The sequence below is a fragment of the Litorimonas haliclonae genome, assembly GCF_965138505.1.
Classification (GTDB): domain Bacteria; phylum Pseudomonadota; class Alphaproteobacteria; order Caulobacterales; family Maricaulaceae; genus Litorimonas; species Litorimonas haliclonae.
The window spans coordinates 463,765-480,125 of sequence record NZ_CBCSCO010000001.1; the positions used below are offsets into that span (position 1 = coordinate 463,765).

Here is a 16,361-nt window from a genome sequence, read left to right on the forward strand (position 1 = left end):
TGACTAATGTTCCGCTTTCGTTCTTTTTCGGTCGTCCGCGCTTACCACGGACGAAACATGCGAAAACCCGAAACCATAGAAAGACTTTACCTCGACTTTGATGGCTTCTTTGCATCTGTTGAACAGCAAGCCAGACCGGGCCTGCGCGGCAAACCAGTTGGCATTGTTCCCTTTGACGGCACTGTGCATACAGTTGTCATCGCCTGCTCAAAGGAAGCTAAGGCGCGCGGCGTTAAAAATGTCATGAAACTATCAGACGCTAAGAAAGTCTGTCCTGAACTAGTTTTGCAATGCCAAAGTCCTGATTTATATCGGCGCGCCCATAATGCCCTCCTTGCCGAGATCAATAGCGTCATCCCTGTGGAGGCCGTTAAATCGATAGATGAGCTCTGCTGTAAACTTGATCCGAAAGACATTGCTGACCCGATAGGCCTATCCAAAAAACTCAAAGCGGTCATCGCGGAAGGCGTTGGCCCGTTCATAACATGCTCAATCGGATTTGGTGCAAACCGTCACTTGGCTAAGATTGCTTGTAAGATGGACAAGCCCAACGGAACCACGATTTGGCATCCGCATATGATGCCGGGGCCGATGCTCGACTTACCGTTCGATGACATTCCGGGAATTGGCGGACGCATGGAGCAACGTCTCAACCATGCGGGCATTTACAATATGAAAGACTTGCTCGCGACCGAACCCAAACAAATGCGTAAGCTATGGCGCAGTGTTACGGGTGAACGGCTTTGGTATGCGTTACATGGTTATGACGTGATGGCGCAAAAGTCCGAACGCGGCATGTTTGGACATGGCCGTGTTTTGCCGCCAGAGCTACGTAATTTCAAAGATGCGCGAGACTGCACACGGTTGCTTTTAGTAAAGGCTGCTCGCCGTATGCGCCGCGAAGGTTTCTATGCCAGCTCGCTCTATATGTGGGTGAGCCTGCGTAACCGATCCATCAAAGAGAGAGGCTGGTCTTCGCATCACAAGCTACACATGGCCAATGATGACCAAGCCTGCCTAACGGCCCTTGATGCCTTATGGGCTAAAGCCAAAGCCAAAATTCCAAGCCATTATAAAATCGTGCGTGTTGGCGTCACGCTGGGAGATTTGACAAATGCCTCAACACGGCAACTTGATATGCTCATCAACGATGACCCACAGCGCCAGCGCTGGGAATGCGTTACAAATGCAATGGATAGTCTAAACACGCGTTACGGCAAATCACTTGTAACAATGGGGCCATGGAAACTGCCACCCGGAGGAAACCTTGGCGGCAAGATTAGCTTCACCCGCATACCTCGCGCAGAGGACTTCTGGTGAGCTGGAAAGATAAATTACAGATATTAGATTTTGAAGCAAGTGACCGGCTAGAAGCCCGTTGCGCAAGTTGCGGCTACACATGGTATGAGGAGCCAGTGGTCTATTTTCACAAGAGCCATGTTCGGCAGCTATACGTCGATGAGTTTGAAGCCCGTATGCGCTGTAAGCAGTGGAAGTGCTCAGGGAAAATAGTCATATCTCAAACGCACAAAGATGAAACAGAAGGCTTTCAAGGCGGGCTTGCTTAGGGATGTTTATCCCCATTGCGGACATTAGATGACCGGATTAGTTCGAGCGATTTCAAGCAGCAGCTACTTGCTCAACTGACTCCAACTTCAACAATTCTTTTGCCCACTTTTTAGCCTCCGATATATCAGCCCTGTAAGCATCAGCTGCCATAGACAGTGACTCAGGAGATGTTGCTTTTTCAAGAGCCTCATCATTCCAGTCATCCGATAACCTTTTAGCTATTGCAAAACACACTGTTTTTCCGACGCGAAACGCCATCGATTTTATTGCTGTTTCTTTCGCTATACGACGCCCTGTCTCCGGATCTTCGGCATGACGCAAATCTTTATCCAAATCATAGGCCATGCGTTCGATAATTGGATAATTCCCATTTACATAAATGGTCTGTGTTTCTTGATAGAAGCGGCCGGCACGACCCTTCATTTCTTTTTCAGCAATTGCATCAGGATCGTGTATAACTTCAATTGTCGGTGCTCGCTCCAATGCGCGAGATTGTTTTGATGGTTTAGCTCCATGAGGCGCTATGCGACGCTTGCGTGGATGAGCTCTACGACCTCTCGACCTATCATTCGGTATTGGATTTGTATCGTCATCACCCGAAAGCATGATCTCATTATCTAACTCGTTACGAATTTTCGACTTTGTATTTGTGTCCGTACCCTCGTCATCATTAACCGCCCTTTCAGCCGAGGACATATCTGCCTTTTTCAAGGTATTTGTCGGCACTCTATGTTCATCAAGCAGTTTTTGAAGAGCTGACTGTAAGTCATCATAATTGTCATTATTCTCGGGAGATTCTTGGCGAATAACTTCTTTGACCCATTCAGGCATGGTCTCTCTGACAATGGCCGTAAATTCGTCAGCTTTCATATCGGAACGATCATCCGTCCACGTTAGTCCATTCCTGTATTGGTTAGGAAGCGCCATACCCTCTGGCACTTCAATCTCTACAGTGAGAACTTTAGACCCAAAAGCGATGCCAAAGTTAGGCGCGGCGGAAGACCATCCTTTTTTTGTTTTAAGGTCGTAACGCTCGTTTTTGTATACCAACGCACAAAATGTTGTTGAAGCTGCAGGCGGATTAGCCCGAGAACTCATACTATGACCAGACGTTTCCGCTTTAGGGTCATGAATGAAATGAATTTTCACGCCAGATTCTTCGTGTTTTACCCATTCATCATTTGAGAGACTAGGAAGGACATCTGTTAAAGTTTTCAACTGGCGAAAGCGACCCGTTTCACCCTTACCGCCACCACTGGCCATAGCAACGTCGACTCTAACCACCACATCGGTTTCGAAACGTGAAAATCGTCTGAATATTTCAGACGGTATGTAGTTTCGATCAACTTTCTTACCCATGCCAAGAGGCTCAGATACGGTATCATGTTCTGGCGCTTCCCCGTAAAGAACGACCTCGGTCCAATCAAAAGATGTATCAACACCTTCATTTATTAGAATATCCGATACATCCAAAATTGTCTCGGATCGGTCTTCTCCTAAATCATACCCAAATCGAGCATAAGTTTCCAACTCATCATCATATCCAATTTCTACTTGCGAGACTGTACCTTCGCGACAGGAGCGATATCGTATGCCTTCCGGTGACATCGTTAGGCCAGAAACTTTCGCTCCAATACCGTAATTTCCATCAAGCCCCATTTCTTTACCAATCGAGGATGATAAATCCGTTGCCCTCTTTAGTTCGATATCTGACATGCCTGGGCCGGTGTTCCAAAACGCTAACTTGCGTACACCGTCAATTTCAACGGGATAGATTTTAATTAGTTTTTCGCCGAGAACAGCAGAAGAAGCGCTTTCTTCGGCGTTTTTGAAAAACTCACGTATGAGTGTATGAGTCGGAGCTTGTTGAATTAGCCTATTTATCAAAAAGCGATCATTCTGAATATTTAAAGGTTCTGAGCGCATCTTCACAACTCCTATAATTTAAATTTGTTTGAACCGTCATCAGATGACGCGCCAAATTTACGTTCGAGGTCAGTCGTCGCCTCTTTCAAGGCCTTGATAATTTTTCTTATATCATCCTTGCTATATTCATAAGCACGTTTGTTGGACAGGTTTCCAATCTTCCGAATTCCATCAAGAGCAAGCTGAGTTCGTCCTTCAGCCAGCTTGATAAACTTCTCTCTCTTTTCTGATTTATTTCCCATGACGAATCCAAAAGTTAACACAATATGAAATTCATATCGTTGCTGACGTGAATTTTGTCAAGTTTATGTAATGAATTTCTTTGCATATTTACAATATACGTCACAATTCTTATCGTAATTTCAGCGTTATTTTATTGTAAGCACCCAACTCTCTAGCGCTAAAAGTGAATGTTTCTAACTAGAGTCGGATGTAAACCATGGAAAAATAACGAAGAAGCAGCCTACATTTATCCGCCCGGAATTTACGTGACTCAAAAACGAACACAATTAGAGTGCACAAATCAAAGCAGATTATTGGAAATGAATATGGGTGCTCTAGAAACAATATACTTCAGCGTAACGACATCGGAAGCCTCCGAAGACTTACACTATTGGGCAACGCGGGACTCTTTCAACAAAACTACACGTCAGCGCATTATGGATGCGGATATTATTCTAATTCCATGGGATCGTAAGCGGGATGAAATAGGTGATAGCTTTCCGAGTGGAACGGAAGCTTTCTTTAAAGCCATTCAAGAAAGTCTGGGCCATGGGAAAATCGCGATTGCCGCAAATGAAGGCGAATTTTCCGAACTTGCGTTACATTCTAATGAGGTCCGACTTCCAACACTTCTTGCCACCATTGTAATCCTACCAATCGCACTGAACCTATTGAGCGCACAAATTGACCGTTACGTGACGAGTCCGAAACCGCCTGCCACCATAGAAATGTCTTTAGTCATCGACGGTCAAGATGGTCATTGCGTTAAAATCGATTACAAAGGCCCGCCAAAAGACGTGATTGCGACGTTCGAGGATCAAATTAATCGCTGCTTTCCACATGTTAAAGAAGATGAAAATATTGACAGTATTATCCCGACACCGAATTTGAAACCCGAAAATACTGATGACTGAACAACAAACAGATTGGCTTCTATTTCAACAAAACCTTGGCCCTAATTGGATAAATGAAGACATTGAGTATTGGCGCTCTGCCGAGGACCAAGCTGAGGTATTTCGGCTAAATTTCATCGAAGAAAGAAAAGAAAAAGAAGCTAATGCGGCCTGGTACGTTACGAAATTATGCAAGGCCAGACGCCTATTCCTAAAGTGTTGGCAGAATATTGGCGCTGGTGAATACAAACAATCTTGGGATGATTTTGAGACAATCGAACATATTTGCTTGAGTCTATTGAAAAATGACTTTTACCCACAAATCAAAAAAGGCGTAGAACAGTTTCTGCGACAAGTTCATGTCTGGCAGAAGCTATATCCTTATAAGGTTTTCACCAGTCCTGAATTTCATATCAAAAAACGGGAATGCACTATATGTAAATCGGTACGTTCACCATGGACAGATTGCGGGCATAAAACCGGCCATGTATACATGGGAGAGATGTGCTCAGATTTGGTAACAGATGTGGCTATTGTTGGATTATCTCTTGTAACTGATCCTGTGCAAAAGTATTCTGTTATGGAACCCTATTCACACACTCTCAGTAATTCTGACCAAGAAAAGCGCTTTAAAGCGGTGAATTTCACTTATAACTTATTGCCGTCGCCTTTCACTCCATTTGATATTAAAGAAACCACTAAACTTACACCTCATTCCGATTTTCCTAACATAGCAGAAATTGATGTTTGCCCATGTGAATCTGGCCGCGCGTATGGAAAGTGTTGTCAGAACAATGATGGTGTGAGGCAGCCACATTTAATCGTACTTCCAGCGGCAATTAAAACTTAACGAACACCTGCAGTCATTAGAATTCAACTGCATTACGTACACTGACATTAGCTTTTTTCTTGAGCTGACAACCGAACACCTAAAATTCGAGTACGGTCATTGTCATCCGTGAGTCTTTGCTTGATGAGGTCATCCAAGGGCAAGTCCCCCAACTGCTCTCTTGGTAATGCACCTGCATTTAGACAGCAAATATATTGAAATCCTTCCGACTTAGCTTCCTGATAAGCTAACTGAAGCGCTAGAGCATATTGCCTTGGATCCACATCAGCAAACAAAGCACTATCATGAATAAGCGTATCAAATGTTGACGAGCGACGAGCTCGTAGGGTGGCAACCATAAGATCGAAACAGAATACCACCATTTGCTCAACTCCGTCGCTACCGTGACGGTCAATCGTAATATGAAAACTATAACCAGCTGTTTTGACCTCAACCCCAAGCTTGGCGGGTTTTCCGTAAAGGTGATTAGTATAGCTGGCAAATAAGGCAACGGCTTCATCAACGCTGTCGCGTCGGTCTTCAAGATCGTTTTTAATTACAGTCCGCGCCGCAGTAATCTCAACTGCAAGCGCATCTTTCTTTCGGTCAAATTTCTTCCGCTCATCAATACGTGATTTCAAGGCTTCTAAATCACCTGTCATATCTGTCAGTGATCGCTGCAACTGAATGAGTGAGTCGAGTGCACCGCTACTGGATAAAATTTTGAGCACCTCCGTTTTTTGGTCAGTTAAATCTTGAATTTCAGCCGACCTGTCTTTGATTTGAGCTTTAAGGCTAGCAATTTCCCCATCAAGAAATGACTTACGGTTTCTATACACTTGCTCATGAAAGACTGAAACTTGTTCGATTGACTTTAGGGCTTCTTCTTTAAAGACAGCACCTGCATCACGAAGGATAGTAATGGGGCGACTGGCGTCAGCCTCAGGTGTTTCTTTGGCACTAATGCGATAGTTCTCTAATAGTCTGTTGTCAGAATGATTGTCATTGATGAGATTGTGAAGTTGGCGATCAATACCGATGAGACGATCTTCTATTTCACCATAATCTTTCCGAACATTAAATTCTTCGACCTCAGATTTTTTTCTAAGGATCGCTTCTTCCATAACAACCCTTTCGGCTTCCAAGTCACCTAAAGATTCATGATCGGTTTCCTCGGCCGTCTTAAGAACCTTGATTGCCTTTCCTACCTCGCCACTCTTCTGCCGTTTGATATCGAGCTTTTTTTGAGCACTCCAATTGAGCCCAAGAAGATATGAGACACTCAACCGGCTAGATGGACCAGATTGACCTTGGAATACCACCTTGGGGTCAACAAAGGCCGCTTTTCCAACCCTCATATAGTAATAAGCGAGTTCTCTGAAACTTGGCGACATTAAACTCGCGATGGATTTATCAGCGTCGAGTCGCCCCAAAAATCGCAAAGTTAAGACTCGCTTCCAATCTTCATTGGTGATTGTTTTGAATTTTTCATCATGGCTAATTATGTCCAGACCTAGGTCATCTACAAAACTGCTGGAGATAGTAACCTCTTCGCCATCTTTTGCCGTATTGCGTTTAACTGAAATTATTTTCCCTTGGTAGTCGAAATCAATACCAAACATAACCGGTTTCAAGTCTGGATGGTTAAGCACCTTGTCTTTGCTCAAATCGCTCCCAAGACAAAATTGTATGATACGGATTAGAGTAGTTTTACCCAGCCCATTAGTGCTCTCAGTATCTGATGCCCCTTCGGCTCGGTCAGCAATCACGACATTCATCCCGGACTGGAATGAGGTTTCGCGAAAGTGCTCTAAATCTGAAAAAACACGCCGAATCATGAGATCAAATCTGGCACTGTTCGACGGAGCACACCACCATCTAAGATTAGAAGTCCGCCAGAGAATGCTAATGTAGCAGCATCAGCAAACCGTTCAAATGTTCGGATGCGCTGATCTCCGCTTAAACGATCCCATAATGAAGATATTGTATCGTTGGGCTGTAGAGCTTCGAGCAATATCGCTGATAGTCCAACAGTGGAATAATCGACGGTGACATATTTGTTTGGAAGTGCGCTCATAATTACTTCATTAGCTTTCAAAGACTTCGCAAAGGACGAACAAATGAGACAGCAGACATAATCCGGCTAATGCGCGCTTAGGGTCGCTGTTTGTACTGCCCGACCAAACATACAAAGCATCAAACAGGTCGTCACCCGTCAGACCTTCAGCGACGAAATCATCATATTTAGCTTGGAATCCATCACGCAATCGATCTGGAAATGTGTAATCTAGTTGAGCTGCGTTGCGGAGCATGGCCTTAACTTCATGGGACATTGCAATACCCATCTTAAGAAGCTTCGAACTACCTTGAGTTAGATTGTTCTTTTTGATTTTGTTGGCAGGTGCCATGGGCATAGATGGGTCATGGTCATCCTCGTCACCGTCAGGCTTATCACTCATCAATGCTCTTGCCGCAGTTTCTAGTTCCGAGTACCCGATATCAGATATTTTTGCGCGCAAAATATCTCCGTGTTTGCGAACATGATCCGCCTTCCATTTTAGTAACATATCAGCCGGGTATGTCTCATACTGTGTATCCACATTTGTGTGGTGGGTAGGGCAAAGTAGCATGAGATTACTATGGTGATTAAGCTCTTTTGACGTCATACCTGCCTTTCCGCGTGGCCCGTCCACGCTAAGGGCATAAATATGAGCTATATCTGCGACATTAGCGGCATCAGATTTGTTTGTTGCTGATGCTATAATGGGGTTTGAGCACTGTGGTTCCGCACATTCATTACCACTTTGCCCAAAAAGAATTTTTAAGGTCGTCGGTGTATAATACCGACTTGGCTTTTTAGTCTTTGCTTTAGTGGTAGAGCTCATTATTCCCTTATTCAACATTTAACCAATTTTGCAAAGTTTCTAAGAATTTTTCCAAGGTTGACGTAATTGAGGCTTTGAAACCCAAGGTCCGCTAAGCCCCCACTCGAGAAGTACAGGCGTCATTTCAGAACGCTATGGTGCGCCCAGCCGTTATTTGTCAGCACCAAATCATCATCTTTACTTATGCTTTCACTATTAATCCTCTCCGTCAGCCATTCAAATTGATTGGTTAGGGCTGGATCGTTCGCCCATGGGGCAACATCAACAAGCCTATATCTATATTGAACATTGCTAACCTTCGCCCCCATCGTTTCGGCTGATTCTGTAAAATTGACTATCTCAACTACTTGAGGCGTACCGTAGCAAAGTTGACGCGCGCCCGTACTAAAAGCTCCTTTGTCTAGTCTGACAGGACGCAAGAAGCTTTCACCTTTGTTTGAAAATCTATAGCCCACCCAATCGGCACTACCGGTAACTTGCCCACTAAAGTTTTTCGTGTCCTTTTGATAGGTGACTGCCTCCAAGAGCCCTAAACTGACAAGACCATTGTAGAAAAGAAGCTGTTTATCCTGAACACTACCGTCCGTTCGGAACTCTTGGATAATCCCGTCTGCGTTCGGCTTACTTCCAATTTTGACGCATTGTTTTATCTGGGCGTAGTGAGCATTCAAAGCCTTTTCAAAATTGACTTTATTCGCCGCCTTTGGGTCGTTACCGCAGGCCGAAAGCAACGCCGCTCCTGATAAGAGCAGAATTGCTTTAGTTAAATTAGTCATGATCTTCCTCCGTCTATGAAATGCTTTGTCCTCTGGTCTTTGTGAGTGTCCATGAAATCGTCTGACCTTTCACCACGCCTGAAATTGATTTACCCAAATTTCTGTCCATCGTGTCTCGCCACGGTACGAGCGTAAACTCTTTGGACTTCTCGATGACGGCATATTTCCCGCTGGGCCTCTGAATGGCCTCACGGTATATTCCAGAAATGCGTCCGGATTCAGGCGCGGCTTTGTAGGACTTGCCGATTTGCTCGCTGAGCGTTTTGCCCGCCGCATCAAGATCGATTTTTTCAAGCGTGTCTAGCGTGGTTTGCGTTACCCCTGATGACCTCTGTATGAGCTTTTGTGAAAGCAGGAACTTCTGGCGTTGTGCCTTTAGGGTTTCGACCTCTTGCCCGAACCCTGACGTATCGCTTTCGGCAGCACCCTTCGTCAACTCAGTATCAAGCCATGTCTTACCCATCGTCTGCGTCAGCTCCTTTAGCGGCGCGCGAGACCGAATGTCTAATTTAACAGGGTTTCCAAAACTGCGGGATTTTTCATACTTTACGGCGCGTTTGAGATAGTCTTTCGGAACCTTCCACGACCCGTCTGAATTTCGCTCTGCATGACCGACACGCCGCATAGCTTCTAACCGCCGCACATGCGCTTTGATAAATTCTTCGCGCGCGCTGGGGTCACTCATCTCGTGAAAAGACGGACTGTATATGCCGTCGCGTTTAGACGCGATATCAGCGATAGTCCTATCTGATGCCTTAGGCGCATAGGTTTGCGGCCCTGCGGTTACGACCATGCCCCGTTCTATTTGCGCAAGGTTAGCCTCTCGGCCAGTCTCAACAAAGAGGGCCTCGCCCTGCATCGTATCAAGAACAATATAGCTGCGATCATTCACATCATCGAGCAAGCCTTTTTCAATGACTTTTCCGGTGATGGGGCGAGCCAGTTTTTCCGCCGGATCATAAATCGGCTCGCGGTCGAGGCTGCGGTCAAGTTTGGCGCGTGCCATGGCCCGATGATAGGCTTTGAGAATATCGCTTCGGTCACCCATGCGGCGCAGCGTACGTTCAAAATTATCATCAAGCCGCCATTTGCCGAACCCAACCTTCTCGGCAAGCCCTAGGGAGCTTAGATATTTCACACGCCACTTTTCAAAGCGCTGCGACCAGTCTGACCCGTCCAGCGGCAGCTTTGACAAATCAACGATTTGGTATTGCGCCTTGGAAAGTAAGTCCCGGTCAATCGATGTGAATCGGTCATGCCTCACGGACAGTGCCAGTTTTTTCGCGACATCAATCTGTGTAGTCGGCCCAAGCTCTAAAGTCGCGATATGTTCCGCCGCCTCTCTCATGCCGTGGGAGATATAGTCTCTCGGAATGATGAGCGTTGAACCTGTTTCCGTTACGCCGCGGATAACGACATGGCTGTGCGGGTTAGCGGTGTCATAGTGATTGGCAGCCACCCAATCGAGCTTTGTGCCCAAATCGCGCTCCATCTGGGCCATGACGTTACGGGTATAGCTGCGCAGGTCACCCAATTCTTTTCCGTCTTCGGGCGAAACGATCACGCGGAACTGGTGCCGGTCATCCATACCCCGCTCGTGAAATTCTTCGCTGTCAATCATCACCTCATCACGGCTATAAAGAAGACCCGTCTCGCCCTCGCGGGCGGCACTGTCCCTTTGAATGTAGTCTAAGTGATGGCGCTGCGCATCTTTGCCGTAAGCACCCATCTTCACGAGATGGACTTTGACAATCACCCGGCGCGAGAAATACTGCTCGGCGATAACGCCCTGTTTCCTGCTGCGCCCGCCCGACGAACGCGATGATCTTTGTGCTGCTCGCCGCACTTGTCCCGCAAAGCTTACAAAGCACCCTGTACCGTTGGGCGATAATATTCTTCCGAGCCGAACGTTGAATTGATTATCGCCGCTCATGACAAAAGCCCCGAAACCCGTGCAAAATCCGCAATATCAGTCCACGTCCCGGCCTTTTTCTCAGGTTCTATGGGGGATTGCGCCGAACCCACGTCCCGGCCCAAACCCCTCGCGTCCCGCGAAAAAAGATGTGCAGACAATGGCTTAGGCCATTTTGGGCCGCGCCCTTTATCTTGCCCTCTTAAATTCACCCCTCAAACCCCACTAAATTAGGCTTTTCCGACGATTTAAGATTCTTGGGATCCTCCATATATTGAACCACACCAAGGATATTCTCAGAACGGACAGGCCCAAAATATCGACTATCAAACCCCGTCTGCACATCGGGGGATATCAACAAATATTCATCCGATTTCAGGACAATACAGCCCGACTTTTGAGGCATATCGCGTCCCAAAACATCCTGCCCCAGCACGGGAATATCAGGACGTTTTGGAACGCTAACCGATTGATTATTGTAACAGACCTCATCCCGATGGACGGCCCAGACCGTCTTTATGAGAGGGTAATCATAAGGCAAATAGCCCCGCTCATCCGCTAATTTTCTCGCCCATTCGGGGGCATAAGCCGCCACTTGCGCGCCCAAAGTCACGGGCTCTTCTGGCTGCAAGCGATACCATCCAACCTGCGCGCTATAGCTGGGATTATAAAATAGGACAGGCTTTGGCGGGAAGATAACTTGCCCTGCCGTTCCGATGACAGCGAGGGTCATCACGCCTGCAATAATGGCCTTAAACAACATTGCGCGCCTCCGAAGGCGAGGAATGGAGCAATAGTCCGTTTAGTGATTCCCGTGTTGAGAGGTCATTCTGAAAAGAGATCCAGTAAGCGTCGGGCAATGTCTCAATGGGCGCAGATAGAGTGTCCTCGACATCATCAAATGCGCTTAAGGCCCGCTTCACAGATGGCGTTCCATTGAAAGCCGCCAGCACTTTGACAGCGGGCGAAACACCCGGCACGCGGGTCAGCAGGCCTTTATTTTGCGTTTTCAAAATGAAGAAACGCCAGTCCTGTGTTCCATATTCATTGGCGCGCCAGCGAATATAGCCGAGTGTTGCGCCGGGCTTAAAGCAAGCCAATTTACGATATTTATCAAGTTTGACCGTCTTGTCAGGCGTCCCAAACCTTAGCCTGTGATTGAGCAGGCCTCTCACAAAATGGCACTGAATGACGGTAAGGCCGGTCACATCTTTGCCGCTGTGATTGTCGACCATTCCCGTAAGTCATCGCGGTGATAACAGATCGAGCCACCATGTTTGCGATAGACGGGCCCCGTTTTATTAGACCTATAATTCGCGAGCGTGCGCTCATCCAGCCTCAAGAAAACGGCAGCTTCGTCCGGCAATAGAAACGGGCTTGGCACATCATCCAGCAGTATTTTTCGTCTCGGTATATTCTGTCTTTTTAAACTCTCGCCCATGTCAATCTCACTTCATTCACCACGTCTGCGCTTGACCGCGCATGTTAATGCAACGAATCAAGACACAACCTTGAGTATTTATGGAGTCACGTTTTTGGGACGTTCAAAAAACGATACGGGCGCTATATTGTCTTCTTAGGCAGGAGGCTTTGGTAATCTTGAGCGACCATTCGCTCTCCAAATTTGAACGCGCGTACAGCGCGGGCCTTTAGAAAACCGCCATTGGAATCCCAGTTCTGCTGCACATTTTCAGCGCCAAAAAGCGCGAGGCCAACATCTTTATAAGAGCCCCCATTGGCACGAATATCATATGCGAAAAGCGCATTTCTCATCTTGGTGAACGCCTTTTGACGTCCCAATAATTTGAAGTTTTCAGACCCGTTTCGACTGAGTGATGTGAGTTGACGAAGTGCATCAATGCGCCGTCTTGCCCCTTTTCCGCCGTCAATGAGCACAGAAAAGGGCTGATCTTCACTTTCAATATCTTCGGGCTTTCCTGAAATTTGAAGCCAAAATTCAGCTGATTTAATCACACTGATACGCGTCCCGTCAGCTTTGACATAATGTTGTTTATGGCAATCAAAATTGGAAAGTTTGAATGACTTTCCATCATGATCTTGGTCCAAATCATCGTGATATTGAACAGACAACGCGCCCGGAAACGCATCCTGACGCCAGATAACGAGGGCATCTAAACCAGTTGAACTAGGCGACTCAAAACACTCTAAACCCCAGCGGTGAGCTTGTTTATCAACGTCCATTTCATAGCGGATTGATCCTTGTGCGGACGTATTGTCAAACTTATCTGACGACAAGATACTCTCAAAATCACGGGCATAGGCAATGTTGCGCCGTAAATAATCCCACGCAAATCCTGCATACGTCTCGGATGCAGGCCCTCTATTCTGGGCTTTTTCCCGCATGTTCTAATCATGAGGAATAATTGTGCTTTGCAACAACCCTACGAATGTAGGATAATGTAAAAACATAAAAATACCCACATCAGCGTGAGCTGATGCGGGTCGGGGCGCGGAAGGATTTAGTCGTCTTGCGGGTTCCAGAGGATCGCAAATTCATCCGCCTCTTTGCCGTAAGCCTGACCAAGATTGGCGTAAACTTTACGCGGGCCGAGGGTCGGATGGGCGAAGGTGAGCGAGATATATTCTTTCCCGCTGACTTCGCCGGTCTTTAACCAGCCGCCGCCAAGTTCCTGACCGCGGCTATCAACAATCCGAAAGTCGGGCTGTTTGTCGGTCTCTTTATTGTCATTTGCGACAATGTTGATGCGGGACGCGCCGCCGAGATTCAGGGTGCCTTGAAAGTTACCCACTTCATTTTTCGTTACATATCCAAGTGCTTGTGCCATGGTTTCAGTCTCCAAATTATGTCAGCGAAATCTTGGGAGCCAATCTCCCTGCTGACAAGAACCGTCCGCTCAAGTTCTGATTTGCAGAGGCGCGAAGCGTCCCGGAACGGAGTGGAGATAGGCCAAAGGGACGCTCTTTTGTTTCGCGATGAATATGTGATTTCCTTCAAAATCACAGAGAGGAAAAGAGTGACGCGACGCCTATTCGGCATAGCAGGTTTTGTGCAGGTTATTTTGACATCAGCAGGGAATTTGGCTCCTCCTATCATTTTGTTGATATGATTTTGAGACGCCCAAATCATGGTGCAGGCATTTGCATATGCCCTGACTAAACATGACGAGGGTGACTTGAAAGACATCCTTAATCTCGGCGGCCCCTTAAGCCCTAATCAACATTGCCGCTATAATGACAATGAAGAGAGCGGCTAACAGCCCTCACACTTGAGGTCTGTTGATAGCCGCGGTCAGGAACTTGGTACACTTGGCGGCTGTTTTAAGACCTGCGATGTCTGCCCTGAAAGACTATATCTCGCCAGCCTTCGTTCATCTGGTCCTTGGCCCATCGTAAAGTTTCATTCCAATCTTGATCAGGCTTTCGGCAAAGAGGCCATATGAATTTGCCCCTCTGGAACCTACAAGACGTCTCAATCCTAACGCGCTCTGACCCGTCTCGGCTCAGGCTGATGGGCGGTATTTTTAGGGGCGCAATTTGCCCGCCTTCTTAGCAAAGCCCCCGCCAGTTGGCGGGGGCTTTTCCTTTATTCTTGGCTGTCCGTTGAAGCAGGACTGAACAGTTTCTCTAGGCCGCGCGAGGCTTCTGCAGGGGCGCAACCTTTGACCGCTTTGTATGACTTGGCGGGAAAAGCGGCCCATCTCGGGAGCCAGTCAGGGCTTGCGTCCTCCACCCCATGCCCCGCCATACGGTTCTTGATAATCTGCTTTTGCATTTTTGCGGTGTCAGTCACCGCGCCATCAGCGCAAGACTTTCCCGCAATGTCTTTGACCATTAAGTTAATGGTCGGCTTGTCCCGCAAGATGTCAAAGAACGCATCGTCGGGTGACCAATAGTCACCAAAGTCTGGCTTGGTCAGAATGCCAATGGCTTCAACCTCACTACTATCCACGGCCAAAGTTTCGCAAAGGCAGAAGGCTTGAACGCGCAGGACATCTGCGTCCTCAAGCGTGAGAAGCCGCGCAAAGATCTCGCAGACATCATAGGGACTATGGTGACGGTAGTAGATTTGCGGGTGCTCCATCGACAGCCCAAGCAGGTCGCAGACCGCTTGGCGTTCTTCGCCCAGTATGGCTTCGGCCTTACTGGCTTCCACACTGGCTTGGGTTTCGGGCTTACGGCTTCGGGGGCTTTTCCCGTCAATCTTCCAGTTTCGCGCACCGCATATCATATGCGAGACTGACAAGCGCAATGCCAAATCGGGCCGCTTAATCAACTCGGCTCGTGCAATGCTATGGCGGTGCAGATTCATATAATCCGCCATAGGCCCCGACATTTCAGGTTTGCTTGTCGTCGTGGCCTTCGCGCCCTCGGTCTCGCCATTTGATAGGGCGCGGCGTATCTTTTGCGCCTCGGCGTCCGCGATGTAACCTTCATAGAAAGTGACTTCGCCGCTATCGCGGATTTCGACGTAGACCCGCCCGCCTTGCTCTTTGGGATGCAGAACGTGGTTATAGCGGGGAAAGTAATGGCCCCGCTCTCCTAAGATGACCTCTTTCCAGCCATCGGCTTTATAGGCCTCAATGGCATCGGCTATGGCCGCGTTCTGGCTTTCCCAAAAATGCTCGGTATCGGCAAATTGGCCATGCTCTCCAAAGAGGTCGGTCAAAATATCGCCGCCGTAAGTGCTGACATCAAACAAAGCTTTGTCGGTCGTAATTACGCCACCGCCCGTGAGCCATGCTTTTAACTGGTTACCTGTTGGGCAGTAATCGTCTGAATTAAACAAGGCTAGCCACTCGGCTTGCTGTTCCTCTGTGGCCATCGTTAAAGCGCGAATAGAAGCCGCGTCAATCTGCTGATTGCTGTAGGCGTCTCGCACATCGGGGATAAGCGACCCAAGGGCTAGGCGGCGCTTTACAGAATGCGGCGTGATACCAAACACGGCGGCAATATCGTCAATGCTTTGGCCTTTGTCAGATAGAACTTTAAACGCTTCATATTGCTCCATCTCCGTGGGCGCTAATCGCGCCACGTTCTCAATGATGCTTGTCTCAATGGCGAGGGCATCGTCTTTTGCGTCCATAACGCAACAGGGCACATCGGCAATTTCAATACCCTCTGCCGCGATAGCAGAAAGGCAAAAATAACGGCGGCGTCCTGCGACAATACCATATTTCGGTTTCTTGGCTGTGCCGCCCTCGCGGCGCACGATTAAAGGCTGACGGATGCCGCGCTCTTTCACGCTCGGCAGAATATCGTCAATCTCTGGGGCCGTTTCACTGTGGCGCATATTCAGTTTTGAGATATGCAAAGCGCTGAACGGGATAAATTTCAAGTCGAAGGGTTTGCTCATGGGAGCCTCCTGTT

At 47.6% G+C, this 16,361-nt stretch carries 16 protein-coding genes; 4 read left to right on the forward strand and 12 right to left on the reverse strand.

Annotated features, from left to right (window positions below; all coding sequences use genetic code 11):
• The first annotated feature begins 57 nt into the window (after positions 1 to 57).
• Together ACNA05_RS02020 and ACNA05_RS02025 are read left to right on the forward strand one after the other, a co-directional pair.
• The gene (locus tag ACNA05_RS02020) at positions 58 to 1,320 is read left to right on the forward strand and encodes a Y-family DNA polymerase (protein WP_415809704.1); all 1,263 of its coding nucleotides are present in this window, start codon (positions 58 to 60) and stop codon (positions 1,318 to 1,320) included.
• Positions 1,317 to 1,568 (forward strand): hypothetical protein, encoded by a 252-nt coding sequence (locus tag ACNA05_RS02025; protein WP_415809705.1) that lies wholly within the window; start codon positions 1,317 to 1,319, stop codon positions 1,566 to 1,568. The genes ACNA05_RS02020 and ACNA05_RS02025 overlap by 4 nt, the downstream gene beginning before the upstream one ends.
• 52 nt (positions 1,569 to 1,620) lie before the next feature.
• On the opposite strand, the gene ACNA05_RS02030 is transcribed toward ACNA05_RS02025, so the two are convergent.
• The gene (locus ACNA05_RS02030) at positions 1,621 to 3,495 is read right to left on the reverse strand and encodes a hypothetical protein (protein WP_415809706.1); all 1,875 of its coding nucleotides are present in this window, start codon (positions 3,493 to 3,495) and stop codon (positions 1,621 to 1,623) included.
• An 11-nt stretch (positions 3,496 to 3,506) separates the two neighbouring features.
• Positions 3,507 to 3,737 (reverse strand): hypothetical protein, encoded by a 231-nt coding sequence (locus ACNA05_RS02035; RefSeq protein WP_415809707.1) that lies wholly within the window; start codon positions 3,735 to 3,737, stop codon positions 3,507 to 3,509.
• 306 nt (positions 3,738 to 4,043) lie between these two features.
• On the opposite strand from ACNA05_RS02035, the gene ACNA05_RS02040 reads away from it, so the two are divergent.
• Together ACNA05_RS02040 and ACNA05_RS02045 are read left to right on the forward strand one after the other, a co-directional pair.
• On the forward strand, positions 4,044 to 4,631 hold the full coding sequence (locus tag ACNA05_RS02040; protein WP_415809708.1) for a hypothetical protein: 588 nt from the start codon (positions 4,044 to 4,046) through the stop codon (positions 4,629 to 4,631).
• The gene (locus tag ACNA05_RS02045) at positions 4,624 to 5,460 is read left to right on the forward strand and encodes an SEC-C domain-containing protein (protein ID WP_415809709.1); all 837 of its coding nucleotides are present in this window, start codon (positions 4,624 to 4,626) and stop codon (positions 5,458 to 5,460) included. The genes ACNA05_RS02040 and ACNA05_RS02045 overlap by 8 nt, the downstream gene beginning before the upstream one ends.
• Before the next feature lie 47 nt (positions 5,461 to 5,507).
• On the opposite strand, the gene ACNA05_RS02050 is transcribed toward ACNA05_RS02045, so the two are convergent.
• The 10 genes from ACNA05_RS02050 to ACNA05_RS02095 form a co-directional block, all read right to left on the reverse strand.
• Positions 5,508 to 7,277, reverse strand: a complete 1,770-nt coding sequence (locus tag ACNA05_RS02050) for a DUF2326 domain-containing protein (RefSeq protein WP_415809710.1) — start codon at positions 7,275 to 7,277, stop codon at positions 5,508 to 5,510.
• A 249-nt stretch (positions 7,278 to 7,526) separates the two neighbouring features.
• Positions 7,527 to 8,342: an HNH endonuclease gene (locus tag ACNA05_RS02055; RefSeq protein ID WP_415809711.1), complete on the reverse strand. Its 816-nt coding sequence runs from the start codon at positions 8,340 to 8,342 to the stop codon at positions 7,527 to 7,529.
• Between the two features lie 101 nt (positions 8,343 to 8,443).
• The gene (locus ACNA05_RS02060; protein ID WP_415809712.1) at positions 8,444 to 9,100 is read right to left on the reverse strand and encodes a hypothetical protein; all 657 of its coding nucleotides are present in this window, start codon (positions 9,098 to 9,100) and stop codon (positions 8,444 to 8,446) included.
• A 13-nt stretch (positions 9,101 to 9,113) separates the two neighbouring features.
• Positions 9,114 to 11,033 carry a DUF3363 domain-containing protein gene (locus ACNA05_RS02065; protein WP_415809713.1) on the reverse strand — a complete coding sequence of 640 codons (1,920 nt, stop codon included), beginning with the start codon at positions 11,031 to 11,033 and terminating at the stop codon, positions 9,114 to 9,116.
• 187 nt (positions 11,034 to 11,220) lie between these two features.
• Complete coding sequence (locus ACNA05_RS02070; RefSeq protein ID WP_415809714.1) at positions 11,221 to 11,775, reverse strand: S26 family signal peptidase; 555 nt, start codon at positions 11,773 to 11,775, stop codon at positions 11,221 to 11,223.
• Positions 11,765 to 12,247: a DUF2840 domain-containing protein gene (locus ACNA05_RS02075; RefSeq protein WP_415809715.1), complete on the reverse strand. Its 483-nt coding sequence runs from the start codon at positions 12,245 to 12,247 to the stop codon at positions 11,765 to 11,767. Before ACNA05_RS02075 ends, ACNA05_RS02070 begins: the two co-directional genes overlap by 11 nt.
• Positions 12,217 to 12,453, reverse strand: a complete 237-nt coding sequence (locus tag ACNA05_RS02080; protein WP_415809716.1) for a helix-turn-helix domain-containing protein — start codon at positions 12,451 to 12,453, stop codon at positions 12,217 to 12,219. The genes ACNA05_RS02075 and ACNA05_RS02080 overlap by 31 nt, the downstream gene beginning before the upstream one ends.
• 122 nt (positions 12,454 to 12,575) lie before the next feature.
• Positions 12,576 to 13,376 carry a DNA -binding domain-containing protein gene (locus ACNA05_RS02085; RefSeq protein ID WP_415809717.1) on the reverse strand — a complete coding sequence of 267 codons (801 nt, stop codon included), beginning with the start codon at positions 13,374 to 13,376 and terminating at the stop codon, positions 12,576 to 12,578.
• 116 nt (positions 13,377 to 13,492) lie between these two features.
• Positions 13,493 to 13,819 (reverse strand): DUF736 domain-containing protein, encoded by a 327-nt coding sequence (locus ACNA05_RS02090; protein WP_415809718.1) that lies wholly within the window; start codon positions 13,817 to 13,819, stop codon positions 13,493 to 13,495.
• Between the two features lie 758 nt (positions 13,820 to 14,577).
• Positions 14,578 to 16,347, reverse strand: a complete 1,770-nt coding sequence (locus ACNA05_RS02095; protein ID WP_415809719.1) for a ParB/RepB/Spo0J family partition protein — start codon at positions 16,345 to 16,347, stop codon at positions 14,578 to 14,580.
• Between the last annotated feature and the right edge of the window lie 14 nt (positions 16,348 to 16,361).

Excerpts from the sequence above, each read along its gene's own strand:
- ACNA05_RS02045 (WP_415809709.1), top strand. The coding sequence starts at position 4,624 with ATGACTGAACAACAAACAGATTGGCTTCTATTTCAACAAAACCTTGGC.
- ACNA05_RS02055 (WP_415809711.1), bottom strand. The coding sequence starts at position 8,342 with ATGTTGAATAAGGGAATAATGAGCTCTACCACTAAAGCAAAGACTAAA.
- ACNA05_RS02075 (WP_415809715.1), bottom strand. The coding sequence starts at position 12,247 with ATGGTCGACAATCACAGCGGCAAAGATGTGACCGGCCTTACCGTCATT.
- ACNA05_RS02085 (WP_415809717.1), bottom strand. The coding sequence starts at position 13,376 with ATGCGGGAAAAAGCCCAGAATAGAGGGCCTGCATCCGAGACGTATGCA.
- ACNA05_RS02020 (WP_415809704.1), top strand. The coding sequence starts at position 58 with ATGCGAAAACCCGAAACCATAGAAAGACTTTACCTCGACTTTGATGGC.
- ACNA05_RS02050 (WP_415809710.1), bottom strand. The coding sequence starts at position 7,277 with ATGATTCGGCGTGTTTTTTCAGATTTAGAGCACTTTCGCGAAACCTCA.
- ACNA05_RS02090 (WP_415809718.1), bottom strand. The coding sequence starts at position 13,819 with ATGGCACAAGCACTTGGATATGTAACGAAAAATGAAGTGGGTAACTTT.
- ACNA05_RS02070 (WP_415809714.1), bottom strand. The coding sequence starts at position 11,775 with ATGTTGTTTAAGGCCATTATTGCAGGCGTGATGACCCTCGCTGTCATC.
- ACNA05_RS02060 (WP_415809712.1), bottom strand. The coding sequence starts at position 9,100 with ATGACTAATTTAACTAAAGCAATTCTGCTCTTATCAGGAGCGGCGTTG.
- ACNA05_RS02095 (WP_415809719.1), bottom strand. The coding sequence starts at position 16,347 with ATGAGCAAACCCTTCGACTTGAAATTTATCCCGTTCAGCGCTTTGCAT.
- ACNA05_RS02065 (WP_415809713.1), bottom strand. The coding sequence starts at position 11,033 with ATGAGCGGCGATAATCAATTCAACGTTCGGCTCGGAAGAATATTATCG.
- ACNA05_RS02030 (WP_415809706.1), bottom strand. The coding sequence starts at position 3,495 with ATGCGCTCAGAACCTTTAAATATTCAGAATGATCGCTTTTTGATAAAT.
- ACNA05_RS02080 (WP_415809716.1), bottom strand. The coding sequence starts at position 12,453 with ATGGGCGAGAGTTTAAAAAGACAGAATATACCGAGACGAAAAATACTG.
- ACNA05_RS02035 (WP_415809707.1), bottom strand. The coding sequence starts at position 3,737 with ATGGGAAATAAATCAGAAAAGAGAGAGAAGTTTATCAAGCTGGCTGAA.
- ACNA05_RS02040 (WP_415809708.1), top strand. The coding sequence starts at position 4,044 with ATGGGTGCTCTAGAAACAATATACTTCAGCGTAACGACATCGGAAGCC.